At 63.2% G+C, this 13015-nt stretch carries 11 protein-coding genes and 1 tRNA gene; 2 read left to right on the top strand and 10 right to left on the bottom strand.

Translation table 11 applies throughout. The features are described 5' to 3' along the window. The first annotated feature begins 78 nt into the window (after positions 1-78). Together mrdA and rodA are read left to right on the top strand one after the other, a co-directional pair. The gene (gene mrdA, locus AABE10_RS22360; protein ID WP_342935426.1) at positions 79-2514 is read left to right on the top strand and encodes a penicillin-binding protein 2; all 2436 of its coding nucleotides are present in this window, start codon (positions 79-81) and stop codon (positions 2512-2514) included. A gap of 10 nt (positions 2515-2524) precedes the next feature. Next, the gene (gene rodA, locus AABE10_RS22355; protein WP_342935425.1) at positions 2525-3673 is read left to right on the top strand and encodes a rod shape-determining protein RodA; all 1149 of its coding nucleotides are present in this window, start codon (positions 2525-2527) and stop codon (positions 3671-3673) included. A gap of 63 nt (positions 3674-3736) precedes the next feature. Here the strand turns inward: rodA and AABE10_RS22350 are convergent, their stop codons facing one another. From AABE10_RS22350 to rsmB, 10 genes are all read right to left on the bottom strand, one after another. Continuing rightward, a complete protein-coding gene (locus AABE10_RS22350; RefSeq protein ID WP_342935424.1) occupies positions 3737-4456 on the bottom strand; it encodes a tetratricopeptide repeat protein in 720 nt (239 codons plus the stop codon). Then, complete coding sequence (locus AABE10_RS22345) at positions 4453-5235, bottom strand: HpcH/HpaI aldolase family protein (protein WP_342935423.1); 783 nt, start codon at positions 5233-5235, stop codon at positions 4453-4455. The genes AABE10_RS22350 and AABE10_RS22345 overlap by 4 nt, the downstream gene beginning before the upstream one ends. A gap of 184 nt (positions 5236-5419) precedes the next feature. Further along, positions 5420-5863, bottom strand: a complete 444-nt coding sequence (gene queD / locus AABE10_RS22340; RefSeq protein WP_342935607.1) for a 6-carboxytetrahydropterin synthase QueD — start codon at positions 5861-5863, stop codon at positions 5420-5422. A 9-nt stretch (positions 5864-5872) separates the two neighbouring features. After that, positions 5873-6505 carry a 7-carboxy-7-deazaguanine synthase gene (gene queE, locus AABE10_RS22335; RefSeq protein ID WP_342935422.1) on the bottom strand — a complete coding sequence of 211 codons (633 nt, stop codon included), beginning with the start codon at positions 6503-6505 and terminating at the stop codon, positions 5873-5875. A 48-nt stretch (positions 6506-6553) separates the two neighbouring features. Continuing rightward, the gene (gene queC / locus AABE10_RS22330; protein WP_342935421.1) at positions 6554-7285 is read right to left on the bottom strand and encodes a 7-cyano-7-deazaguanine synthase QueC; all 732 of its coding nucleotides are present in this window, start codon (positions 7283-7285) and stop codon (positions 6554-6556) included. Positions 7286-7639: 354 nt separating this feature from the next. Continuing rightward, positions 7640-7715, bottom strand: a tRNA-Phe gene (locus tag AABE10_RS22325). A gap of 83 nt (positions 7716-7798) precedes the next feature. After that, positions 7799-8488, bottom strand: coding sequence for a response regulator transcription factor EsaR (esaR, locus tag AABE10_RS22320; protein ID WP_342935420.1), 690 nt, complete (start codon positions 8486-8488; stop codon positions 7799-7801). Then, positions 8489-10906 (bottom strand): PAS domain-containing sensor histidine kinase, encoded by a 2418-nt coding sequence (locus tag AABE10_RS22315; RefSeq protein ID WP_342935419.1) that lies wholly within the window; start codon positions 10904-10906, stop codon positions 8489-8491. Beyond that, a complete protein-coding gene (locus AABE10_RS22310; protein WP_087732236.1) occupies positions 10896-11486 on the bottom strand; it encodes a DUF4390 domain-containing protein in 591 nt (196 codons plus the stop codon). The genes AABE10_RS22315 and AABE10_RS22310 overlap by 11 nt, the downstream gene beginning before the upstream one ends. Further along, complete coding sequence (gene rsmB, locus AABE10_RS22305; RefSeq protein ID WP_342935418.1) at positions 11483-12910, bottom strand: 16S rRNA (cytosine(967)-C(5))-methyltransferase RsmB; 1428 nt, start codon at positions 12908-12910, stop codon at positions 11483-11485. Before rsmB ends, AABE10_RS22310 begins: the two co-directional genes overlap by 4 nt. Positions 12911-13015: the final 105 nt, after the last annotated feature.

The raw sequence follows: 13015 nt of genomic DNA, 5'->3' as shown, positions 1-13015 counted from the left end.
GCATGAGCCGGCGCATGACCCGACACATGACCGTCGAACTGATTCAAACCGCATAACCGGCAGTCCCTGCCCAATCGCATGACCGAATTCAAGGACACCCAGCAGCAGCTCACGAAATTCCGCCTGCGCGTCGCGGCGGCGGGGCTGTTCGTGTTCGTCTGCTTCGGGCTGATCGCATTCCGCTTCCTGTTCCTGCAGGTCTGGCACTACAGCAAGTACTCGCTGCAAGCCGACGAGAACCGCATCTCGGTCGCGCCAATCGTGCCGAACCGCGGCATCATCATGGACCGCAACGGCGTCGTGCTCGCGAAGAACTACTCGGCGTACACGCTGGAAATCACGCCGTCGAAGCTGAATGACTCGCTCGACAACGTGATCGACAATCTATCGACGGTGATCAACATCGATGCGCGCGATCGCAGGCGCTTCCGCAAGCTGCTGGAGGACTCGAAGAACTTCGAGAGCCTGCCGATCCGCACGCGTCTCACCGATGACGAAGTCGCGCGCTTCACTGCGCAGCGCTTCCGCTTTCCGGGCGTCGAAGTGCGCGCGCGCCTGTTCCGTCAATATCCGCTCGGACCGACGGCCGCGCACGTGATCGGCTATATCGGCCGCATTTCGCAGCGCGACCAGGATCGCATCGACGATGCGAGCGATCAGAACGACAGCGATCCCGATCACTACGACCCGCGCCTCGACGCGAACAACTACAAGGGCACCGACTACATCGGCAAGATCGGCGTCGAGCAGAGCTATGAAACGGAGCTACACGGCCTGACGGGTTTCGAGGAAGTCGAAGTGACGGCGGGTGGGCGGCCCGTGCGCACGCTGTCGCGCACGCAGGCGACGCCGGGCAATAACCTCGTGCTGTCGCTCGATATCGGCTTGCAGCAGGTCGCCGAGCAGGCGTTCGCGGGACGCCGCGGCGCGCTGGTCGCGATCGAACCGTCGACGGGCGACGTGCTCGCGTTCGTGTCGGCGCCGAGTTTCGACCCGAACTCGTTCGTCGACGGCATCGACCAGCAGACCTGGGACGAGTTGAACAACTCGCCCGATCACCCGCTGCTCAACCGTCCGCTGCACGGCACCTATCCGCCCGGCTCGACGTACAAGCCGTTCATGGCGCTCGCCGCGCTGACGCTGCATAAGCGCACGCCGCAATGGGGCTTCCAGGACCCGGGCTCGTACACGTTCGGCGGCCACACGTTCCGCAACGACGTACCGCAAGGCCAGGGCTGGATCGACATGAACCGCGCGATCATGGTGTCGAACGACACGTACTTCTACATGCTCGCGCATGATCTCGGCGTCAATGCGATCGCGAACTTCATGAAGCCGTGGGGCTTCGGCCAGATAACGGGCATCGACATTGCCGGAGAAGCGCGCGGCATCCTGCCCTCGACGGACTGGAAGCGCAAGGCATACCGCAAGCCTGAGCAGCAGAAATGGTACGAAGGCGAGACGATCAGCCTCGGCATCGGCCAGGGCTACAACTCGTACACGATCCTGCAGCTCGCGCACGCGACGGCGACGCTCGCGAACAACGCCGTCGTCATGAAGCCGCACCTCGTGAAGGAAATCGAGAATCCGATCACCCGCGCGCTGCGCGCCACCGTGCCGAAGGACGATGGTCGCATCGACGTGAAGCAGTCGGACATCGACGTCATCAAGCGCGGCATGGAAAACGTGACGATGAACCCGTCGGGCACCGCGTATCAGGTGTTCCGCAACGCGGCGTATCTGTCGGCGGGCAAGACGGGGACGGCGCAGGTCTTTTCGCTGCAGGGCCAGAAGTACCACGGCCATGCGCTCGCCGAACATCTGCGCGACCACGCGCTGTTCATCGCGTTCGCGCCCGCCGACAATCCGAAAATCGCGCTCGCGCTGATCGTCGAAAACGGCGGCTGGGGCGCGCAAGCGGCGGGCCCGATTGCGCGTCGCGTGCTCGACTATTATCTTGTCGACCGCGCGAAACCCGGCGTCGAGGCCGCGGCCGTCACGGCGGCCGCGTCGGCGACGGAAGAAACGTCGGCACCCGTGATCGGTAGCGCGCCGCCAGCGCCCAACGGCGAGATTCAGCCCGTGGCGGTCGCGGCGGGCTTCACCGCGCTGCCGCCGCCCGTGGGCGCATCGACGCCGCGTGCAGCGCCCGCATCGGATGCGTCTGGCGCAAATGCGGCGGGCGTCGCAGCCTCAGGCGCCGTGGCGGCTTCGGCATCGGCTGCATCGGCTCCGGGCTCGGCTACTGCACCCGTGCCCGCTTCGGCAGCCAAATCCACGAAATACGCCAAGGCGCCGCGCGGCGCGTCCACAACGGCCGCGCCATCGACGGCAGCGTCATCCGTCACGTCGGCGACGACGGCCGCGGCCCCCGTCAAGGCCTCCGACGCGCGCAAGTCACCACACAAACCCCGCCCGGCCAGCGAATCGCGGCCGGCCGCTGCTGCGCCATCACGCAACGACGAATCGCAGGCCGCCCCGCGCGGTCCTGTGTCCGGCGGCATCGACGAGTAAGGAGAAAGGCATGCAAATCGACAAGCGCGCCTGGCTCGATCGCATCAAGAACATGTTCGCGGGCTTCGATCGCCCGCTCGCACTGATCGTATTTCTGCTGCTGTGCGTCGGCATCGTCACGCTCTATAGCGCGAGCATCGACATGCCCGGACGTGTCGAAGACCAGTTGCGCAACATCATCCTGACGTTCGCGCTGATGTGGGTGCTGGCCAACATCCCGCCGACGACACTGATGCGCTTCGCCGTTCCGATCTACACATTCGGGGTTGCGTTGCTGGTGGCCGTCGCGATGTTCGGCCTGACGCGCAAGGGCGCGAAGCGCTGGATCAACGTCGGCGTGGTGATCCAGCCGTCGGAGATCCTGAAGATCGCGACGCCACTGATGCTCGCGTGGTACTACCAGCGGCGCGAGGGCAATATCCGCTGGTGGGATTACATCGTCGGGCTGATCATTCTCGCCGTGCCCGTCGGCCTGATCGCGAAGCAGCCCGATCTCGGCACAGCCGTGCTCGTGTTCGCATCGGGGCTTTTCGTCATCTACTTCGCGGGACTGAGTTTCAAGCTGATCGTGCCCGTGCTGGTCGCAGGCGTGATTGCCGTCGGCGCGATTGCGACTTTCCAGGACAAAATCTGTCAGCCCGAAGTGCAGTGGCCGCTGATGCACGATTATCAGAAGCACCGCATCTGCACGCTGCTCGATCCGACATCCGACCCGCTCGGCAAAGGCTTCCACACGATTCAGGCCGTGATCGCGATCGGTTCCGGCGGGCCGCTCGGCAAGGGCTGGCTGAAGGGCACGCAAGCTCACCTCGAGTTCATTCCGGAGAAGCACACCGACTTCATCTTCGCGGTGTTCGCCGAGGAATTCGGCCTGGCGGGCGGCCTGGTGCTGCTCACGCTCTACATGGCGTTGATCGCGCGCGGGCTGTTCATCGCGGCAAACGGCGCGACGCTGTTCGGCCGATTACTGGCCGGATCGCTGACGATGGCGTTCTTCACCTACGCATTCGTGAACATCGGCATGGTGAGCGGGATTCTTCCCGTGGTGGGGGTGCCTTTGCCGTTCATGAGTTACGGCGGCACTGCGCTGACGACACTCGGCTTTGCGATTGGTCTCATCATGAGCGTCGGGCGACAGAAGCGTCTGATGCAGAGTTAATGCACGAGCCTAACGTCCCGCCTGCATAGCAAAACGGCGCCTGAAACTGTCAGGCGCCGTTTTTTATTGAGGCTTCGCTTCGTGCGACTCGCGCAGTTGCGCGCTCAGTTGCTGGTACTTGAGACGCGCAGCCGGATCGCCTTGCGCGGCAGCCGCCGCGTAATAGGCGCGCGCCACGTTCAGATTCTGCGGAACACCGTCGCCGCCGCGCTCATAGAACGAACCCGTCACGTACTGCGCGGTCATGTCGCCGCCCTCGGCGGCCTTCTTGTACCAGACGAACGCCTGCTGGTTGTCGCGCGCGGTGCCGCGTCCGTCGAGAAACTGGTTCGCGAGCGCCAGCTCGGCCTGAATGTGCCCCTGCTGCGCGGCCTTCAGAAACCATTGATGCGCCTCGACGGGATCTCGCGCGACGAACTCGCCGTCGTCGTACATCTTCCCGTACACGTATTGCGCGTGCGACATGTTGGCGTCGGCGGCCTTACGCAGCCACTTCTTGCCCTCTTCGACATTCACGGGACCGCCTTCGCCGTTGAGCAGCATCATCGCGTAGTTGAATTCGGCGAGACGGCTACCGCGCTGCGCGGCCTTGCGAAACTCGGCGAGTGCCGACGTAAAGTTGCCGGCGTTGTAATCGGCGACAGCCGTTTGCGTTTCGAGATCCGACGCGGGCGGCATTTTGCCCTGCGCATGCGCCGCCGCACCCGCCGCCAATGCGGTCCATACGACAGCGCGAGCCGCGCAACCTGCTATGCGCGCCACGCTCAACGACAACAGCTTCATGACCGAACCTCCTGCAATGCCTGTCGCGTGGTGCGCAACAGCCACATTACGTCGGCGGCGAGCGCGATGAAACGAAAGCCTTCCGACCGGTATTGGCGCGCGCTCGCGACATCCATGGCAAAAATGCCCGTCGCGACGCGCGCCCGATGCGCAACATCCAGAATGTGCTTCATCGCGTCCTGGACTTCAGGGTGTTTCGAATCGCCGAGATGACCGAGACTCGCCGCGAGATCCGCCGGCCCGACGAACAGGCAATCGATGCCCGGCGTCGCCGCGATCGGCTCCAGATGCTCGAGCGCGCGCCTCGACTCGATCTGCACGATCGTGGCGATTTGCGCGTTTGCGTTCTGCAAATAGTCGCGTCGCATTCCATATGCCGCTGCACGAACCGCGCCCGCGACGCCACGCAGGCCATCCGGTCCTTCCAGCGTCGCATATTGGGTCAGCTGGACGGCGTGAGCCGCTTCGTCAGCCGTCTCGATGTTCGGAAACATCAGCGTGCGCGCGCCTGCGTCCAGCACGCGCTTGACGAGCCACGGCTCGACGGCGGGCAAGCGAACGACGGGCTCCGTCGGCAAGTGCGCCGCCGCAATTGCGCGCAATTGCCCCGTCACGTCGATACTATCGTTCGGCGCGTGCTCCATATCGATCAGCAGCCAGTCGAAACCGGCGTGCGCGAGCGCTTCGGCAGCACTGTCGCTGCCGAGCGAGAGCCACAGTCCGAACAGCGGGTCCGGCTCTTTCAGGCGCAGCTTGAGAGGATTCGTGAATGTGCTCATTGCGCGTCCCCGTCGCAGTCGAGCGCGGCCGTGGGCAGACTTGAGCGAAAGACTACGCGGCGCGAACGGCCGACGTGAAAGGTGTCGTAGTTGAGGCGGGCGTGGCGCCCGCTGCAAATAGCGGTGACCGGCATGTCTCGCTCCGTGTGATTATCGAAACGATCATACCTTGACAATAACCCGTTTAGTCGCGGACAACGTCGGCCCAGCAATTCGGCGTCTCATACAGACGCACCTTATGCAGACGCAGATTGACACCGTAGTGCGCGTCATAGACGTTCGCGAGAATCTCGAACGCGACGGCCGCGAGATTTTCGACGGTCGGAATGCGGTCGAGCACGACCGTCTTGTGACCGGCCATCGTGTCGAGAAAACCGCGCACCTGCGTATCGCCCTCATAGACGAGGAACGCGTGGTCCCACTTGTCGACGAGATGCTCATTGGCGAGCGCCTTCACGTCGGCGAAATCCATCACCATGCCGCGATCCGGCGCGCCTTCCGTTTCGACGAGGTCGCCTTGCAGCGTGATTTCGAGCACGTAGCGATGCCCGTGCAGATTACGGCACTGGCTGCGGTGATCGGGAATGCGGTGGCCCGCGTCGAATTCGAGTTTTCGGGTAATCGTCAGCACGGCAAATCAGGGAATGTTCAGGTACTTGTGAGTCTGCATCGACAGGCGCCACTGCGGATGGCGCTTGCACCAGTCGATTGCGAGCTTCGTGTTGATGTCGCGCGAAGGGCCGTCCATCGGCTGCACGAGGAAATAATCGAAGTCGAGCTTCGCGTAGTCGGCGAGGCGCTGGTTCTCCTGCGGCACGACCACTTTCAGTTCGTTGCCTTTGGTCTGCACGAGCGGCGCGTCCGCTTTCGGACTCACGCAAATCCAGTCGATCGTATCGAGCACGGGCAACGAACCGTTCGTCTCGATGGCGACCTCAAAACCGGCCGCGTGCAGCGCGTCGACGAACGGCTGGTCGATCTGCAACATCGGCTCGCCGCCCGTACACACGACGAAACGCTGATCTTCGCCGTCCGGCCACAACGAAGCGATCTTCGCTGCCAGCTCTTCGGGCGTGCGGAATTTGCCGCCATTCTCGCCGTCGGTGCCGACGAAGTCGGTATCGCAGAACTTGCACACTGCGTCGGCGCGATCTTCCTCACGGCCCGACCACAGGTTGCATCCGGCGAACCGGCAAAACACGGCCGGGCGCCCTGCGTTCGCGCCTTCGCCCTGCAACGTGTAGAAAATTTCCTTGACCGCGTACGTCATGCTGCTTTCTGCCTGATGCTCCGTGAAGCCTGTTGATGTCGCTTTCGCTTAGGCCGGTTCCGTGACCTGCTCGCCGTTCAGATACGCTTCATACCCGCGCTTGCGCAAACGGCACGCAGGGCACTCGCCGCAGCCAAAACCCCATGCATGTAACTCCGAACGCTCGCCGAGGTAGCACGTGTGCGTTTCGATGCGGATCAGCTCGACCAGTGCGTCGCCGCCCAGCGTATGCGCGAGACGCCACGTGTCGGCCTTGTCGATCCACATCAGCGGCGTTTCCAGCACAAAGCGGCTGTCCATGCCGAGATTCAGCGCGACTTGCAGCGCCTTCATTGTGTCGTCGCGGCAATCCGGGTAGCCGGAAAAGTCCGTCTCGCACATTCCGCCGACCAGCACGCGCAGCCCGCGACGATACGCAATCGCCGCCGCAATCGTCATGAACATCAGATTGCGGCCGGGCACGAACGTGTTCGGCAGTCCGTTGGATGCCGCGTGAATCTCGATGTCGCGCGTCATCGCCGTATCGCTGATCGAGCCGAGCACCGACAGATCGATCATGTGATCGTCGCCGAGCCGCGCGCCCCACTCGGGGAACGTGCGCGCCACCGCGCTGCGGAAACCCTCGCGGCATTCGAGTTCGACCCGGTGCCGCTGCCCGTAGTCGAAACCCAGCGTTTCGACTGTTTCGTACCGATCCAGCGCCCAGGCGAGACATGTGGCCGAATCCTGGCCACCGGAAAACAGCACCAGGGCGCTACTCTTGGCGTCTTTGCGGGTCACTGCGAAACTCCGTGTAGGTTGAATGCCGCGCACAAGCGATGCCTGGCGGCCTCGCGGCGCACGGGCCGGCACCGATGCCGGCTCAAGCAGTATAGGCTGCGGCTTTCACGCGCCAAGCTGCCGGGATTTATACCGCCAATAGTCCGCCAGGGAGTTTCACGCCGCACGATGCCTCGGACCTGAAACGAAAAAGGACTTGCGAAGAACACACGGCAAGTCCTTGATAAGGCATGATTTTATCACGCGGAGTTCGGCCCCGCTTGCGGCCACCGCGCGATGTCCCGCGACGAATCGGCATATCGTCCGCACATAGAAAAAGCCCCAGGAATCTTGCGATTTCCTGGGGCCGAATCCTGGTGGCCTGGGGCGGAATCGAACCACCGACACGCGGATTTTCAATCCGCTGCTCTACCAACTGAGCTACCGGGCCAACGAAGAAGCGAGAGTATAGCAAGCGATTTTCTGTTTCTCAAGCCCTTCCCGAAAAAACTTGCTGCTGAAAGAGCTTTCCGCTTACTCGCCCTTGTTCTTGCCAAGATCGACGCCTAGCTGCTTGAGCTTGCGATACAGGTGCGTGCGTTCGAGCCCGGTCTTTTCCGCGACGCGCGTCATGCTGCCGTTCTCGCGCGCAAGGTGGTACTCGAAGTACGCGCGCTCGAACGCATCACGTGCGTCACGCAGCGGAATATCGAACGAAATCGACGCCGTCTGCGCCGACAGCATGCCGCCGCCCAGGTTGTCCGCGGACATCATCGGCAACGCTGCCGCCGATGCCACGGCCGACGCATTCGCCGTCATCGCAGGCTTCGCCGCCATGCCGCCCGCAGCGGGCGCCGCGCTGCCGCGCGCCAGTCCCTGCTCGACCGCCTTCAGCAGCTTTTGCAGCGCGATCGGTTTTTCGAGGAAGTTGAGCGCGCCGATCTTCGTCGCTTCGACAGCGGTGTCGATGGTCGCATGGCCCGACATCATGATGACGGGCATCGTCAGAAGCGCTTGCGCGGCCCACTCCTTGAGCAGCGTCACGCCATCGGTATCGGGCATCCAGATGTCGAGCAGCACCAGATCGGGTGCCTGACGAAGCCGGTAGTCACGCGCCTCCTGCGCGTTTTCCGCGACGTCCACGACATGACCCTCGTCGCTCAGGATCTCCGAGAGCAATTCCCGGATGCCCATTTCATCATCTACCACCAGGATGGTTGCCATTTACGCTGCCCTTGTCTGCACTGTTGCTTTTGTCTTTCCCTGCGGCACGCTGCCGTGCACCGCCTGCGGCCCGCTTCCAGGCGCCGCAGCATTGTTATCTGCGAGTTGAAGGAAGAGGATGGAAATTTGCGCGCCTTCGATTACATCGCCCGCTTTCAGACGATTGCGTATATCGATTCGTGCGCCGTGTTCATCGACGATCTTCTTGACCATGGCAAGTCCGAGACCTGTACCTTTGGCCTTGGTCGTCACATAAGGTTCGAACGCGCGCGTGAGGATGCGCGCGGGGAAGCCCGGACCGTTGTCCGACACGGTCAATCGCACCGCGACGCTCACTTTGCCGTCTGCATCGGGATCGCCATATTCTACTGTCCTCGTCTCGAGCAACACACGGGGGTGCTCGACATCGGCGACAGCATCCTGCGCGTTCTGCAGCAGGTTATGGATCACCTGACGCAATTGCGTCGCGTCTCCGCGTATAACGGGCAAGTCCGCCATTTCGACGACAATCGCGCTCTTGCCCTCTTCGATTCCATACAGCGTGAGCACTTCGCTCACGAGTTCGTTCAGTTGCAGATTCGCAAGCACGGCAGGCGGCGTGCGCGCATAGTCGCGGAAATCGTCGACCATCTGCTTCATCGCCGCAACCTGATTCACGATTGTAGTGGCGCCACGTTTCAATACTTCGGCATCCGACGGCGCGAGCTTGTCTGAAAGCTTCATCTGCAAGCGTTCAGCCGAAAGCTGGATCGGCGTCAGCGGATTCTTGATCTCGTGCGCGAGACGCCGCGCGACTTCGCCCCATGCGATCGAACGCTGCGCGGAAATCACGTCGGAGATATCGTCGAACACGACGACATAGCCGGACGTCACTTCTTCATCGTCGGTGTCGTTGCCCGCCGCCGATACGAGCCGCGCGCCGCGCGCGAGCAGCGTCAACGGATCGGTTTCGCCCGGTATTTGCAGGGCCATCTGCTGCTGCCAGTGGCCCGTGTCGTCCTGACCGCCGCCCGCCGCTTCGAGATCGGCAAACGCCTTGCGCACCATCGCGCCGAATTCGCTCAACACGCCGATGCGATCGAGCGACGAGCCGAGCATCGACGCAAACGGCTGACGGAAGATGCGCTCCGCGCCGCGATTGACCGTCATCAAACGAAACTGCCGGTCGAACACGAACACGCCCGCCGTCAGGTTTGCAAGAATGCTTTCGAGGTATGCCTTCGAATGTTCGAGCGCGACGCGGTTCGCCTCGACGGCTGCGCGTGCTTCCGACAACTGGCGCGTCATCGCGTTGAACGACTGCGTGAGGAAGCCGAGTTCATCGCGCGACTTGATTTCGCGCTTCGGCGTGTAGTCGCCTTCCGTCACTTCTTTCGTGCCCTGCGCGAGCAGGAAGAGCGGCCGCGCCAACTGATTGCCGAGCGCGAGCGCGAGCATCATCGCGATGAACGTCGCGAGAAAGAGCGCGAGCGTCAGCGTGCCGATGTACATCTTGCGCAGACCTGTTCGCCCGATCGCCTTCTCCTGGTACTCGCGATACGCGCGCTGCACGGCATCCGCATTGCGCGCCAACGTCTGCGACACAGGCTGCGTGAGTTGCAGGAAGCGCTCAGTGGGTTGCAGCAGCGACGCGTTCGTGTCGGGAATGCGCTGCACGATGCGCAGACGCAATGCGCCCTTTGCGCCGCGTGCTTTCGGATCGCCGTCCACTTCCCCTTCGATCGACGCAAAGCCGCGTCCGCGCGCCTGATCGATCATCATCGCAGTGGGCAGGTCGCTCGGCACAAGCGATGCGTAGTTGCCCGTCGCCTGCGCGACGACGTGCATGTCCGGCGCCGCGCCCGACATGCTGCGCGTCGGCTCGACGATCGTCGCGTCCTGCACGCCGAACTGATCGCGCAGACGCAGCAGCGTGAGCGTCGTCCCTGCGGAATCGGCGCTCGCGAGTTGCTCGGCCATCAGACGGCCCTTGGTTTGCAGATCGGACAGCGATGCGTCGAGCATCCCGCGTCCGAGATTCAGCCCGGACGTCAGCGCGGTTTCCACATTCACGTCGAACCACGACTCGATACTGCGCGACACGAACTGATACGACACGATGTAGATGATGCCGCCCGGCACCACGCCGACGAGCGCGAAGAAGAACGCGAGTTTCGCGAGCAGCCTCGTGCCGAATTTGCCCTTGCGTAATCGCGAGACGATGATCACCACGAGCACCGCGACGATCAGCATGAAGATCAGCGCAACCGCGACGTTGGCCGCGTAGAGCCAGCCGTAATAGCGGTCGAAGAACTCGGTGTTCGCGCTCGCCGCCGCGAGCAGCACGAGCAGCAGGACGGCCGTGACGGCCACCGTCGACACGAGCAACCGGACGACGACGCTGCTGACACTGGTGGCGCGGCGCACTTTATTTAGCACGTTCGGTCACCGTGAAGGTAAATCGCTTCCAGTCGGAAGCAAGATTCCAGTCGCGGTTGTTGACCGCGTCGATCTGGAATGGCTTGGGCATCAGTGCGATATCGAGCTGCATGCGCACCGATGCGTTATACGTTTCTCCCGCATGAACCTGGTTGCGATCGATCACATGCCACGACGTGACATGCTTGATGACGGCAAGCGCCTCGTTGAGCGAGGCGAAGCCGAGTTGCAGGCCGCCCGTCGATACGCGGTACTCGCGCGTGAGCGGCTGGAACGATAGTCGAATGCTTTGCGATACGCTCACCGGCTGTTCATCGAACCAGTACCAGCGCGGCCGGCTCAGTTCGAAGTCCGTTGTGAAGTAAAGCGGTATGCCCTTGTTGACGGCATCTTCGAGATTGCTGTTCAGCTCGAAATCGAAGCGCGCGTCGAGGCTCCAGCCGCTGCCGTCGGATTGCAGCGACGCGCGCTGCACGGCGATCGATTCGGCACGCGCCGGTCCGGCTGCCGTCAGGCAAAGGGCCAGCGCAATCCAGAGCGCGGCCGCGAGCCGTAGCGGAAGAAAGCGTTTGATGATCACCGTTTCTGAAAGCGCGCGTAGAAGAATCCGTCGTGGTCTAAGCTCGAACCAGTGCTTTGTCCGGCGCGGGCACCAGCCGAAACGTCGGCGGGCGCGCGGGCGACTGCTGGGAGCAGTTGCCCCGGCGCGTCCAATCGTACCGCATCCGCGTGTCGGTTTCCAAACCACTGAGCCTGCAACTCGCCTTCTTCGGGAAAGATCGAGCACGTAACGTACAGCAATTCGCCGCCCGCTTTGACGAGCGGCCACAGCGCTTCAAGAATGCGGCGCTGTTCTTCGACGAGCGCGGGAATATCCGACGCACGGCGCAGCCAGCGAATATCCGGATGACGACGCACGATGCCCGATGCGGAGCACGGCACGTCGGCAAGAATGCGATCGAATGGCTGATCGGCGGCGTCATGCCATTGCGCAGGATTGCCTGCATCGCCGATGCGCACATGAGCGCTCAGCTTCAGACGCCGCAGGTTTTCGCCGATACGCCGCGCGCGCGTCGCATCGCTTTCGAGCGCGATCAGGTCGATGTTCGCGAGTTCGAGCAGATGTCCCGTCTTGCCGCCGGGCGCCGCGCAAGCATCGAGCACGCGCATGCCGTCGCGCACGCCGAGCCATTGCGCCGCGAGCTGCGCGCCCGCGTCCTGCACGGAGACGACACCTTCGTTGAAGCCCGGAATGCGCTCGACGGGCATCGGCGCGTCGAGACGCACTGCGTGATCGCCGATCTGCGTTGCCGGAATCTGATGCTCACGCAACGTTTGCAGATACGCATCGACCGTCGCGTGGCGCGCGTTCACGCGCAGCGTCAGCGGACCCTGGCTGTTGCCAGCGGTGAGGATGTCTTGCCACGCATCGGGCCAGGCTTTGCGAACGGCGTCGATCCACCAGACGGGGTAATTCCAGCGAGCGACTTCATCGTTCTGCGCGTCGGCGAGCAGCATTTCGCGCTCACGCAAAAAGTTGCGCAGCACCGCGTTGACCAGTCCCTTCGCGAACGCAAACTCGCGCCGCGCGCCGATTGCATTCACCGCCTGATCGACGACCGTAAAGGGCGCATAGGCAGCGTTGCTCTCTTCATCCACGAGCAACGCGAGCGCACAGACCAGCACGTGTCCGACATGCGGCGGCGGAGGTTTGCGCACGAGCTTCGCAACCAGCCCTTCGGCCGTGCCGAGCCGGCGCATCGTCCGGTACGCGATGTCTTGCACGGCGCCACGCGACGCCGCCGCGACACCTTCGGGCAGTGACATGAAAATCGAATGCAAGGCTGCGGGCAACGCCGCGCCCTGGCGAACCGCGCCGACGGCTTGGGCTGCGCAATCGAGCGCGAAGCCGAGCGATTCGGGCGCGAGATGCAACGTCGACAGGCGAGTGTCGCGTGAACGCGATGGCGGCGAAATGGGACGCTGAGAAGGCTTTCGGGTCATGAACAGGCGGAAAACGGGCGCTTAACGGAGAGTGTCGCGCAAACGCCACATTGTAGCGTGACGCCGACTGCGGACCGGCGCGCCGCCTTCACGGTCTTTGAAAGC

Source organism: Paraburkholderia diazotrophica (assembly GCF_038900755.1).
In the GTDB taxonomy this organism is placed as follows: Bacteria; Pseudomonadota; Gammaproteobacteria; order Burkholderiales; family Burkholderiaceae; genus Paraburkholderia; species Paraburkholderia diazotrophica_A.
This window is presented reverse-complemented; position numbering and strand designations above follow the sequence as displayed.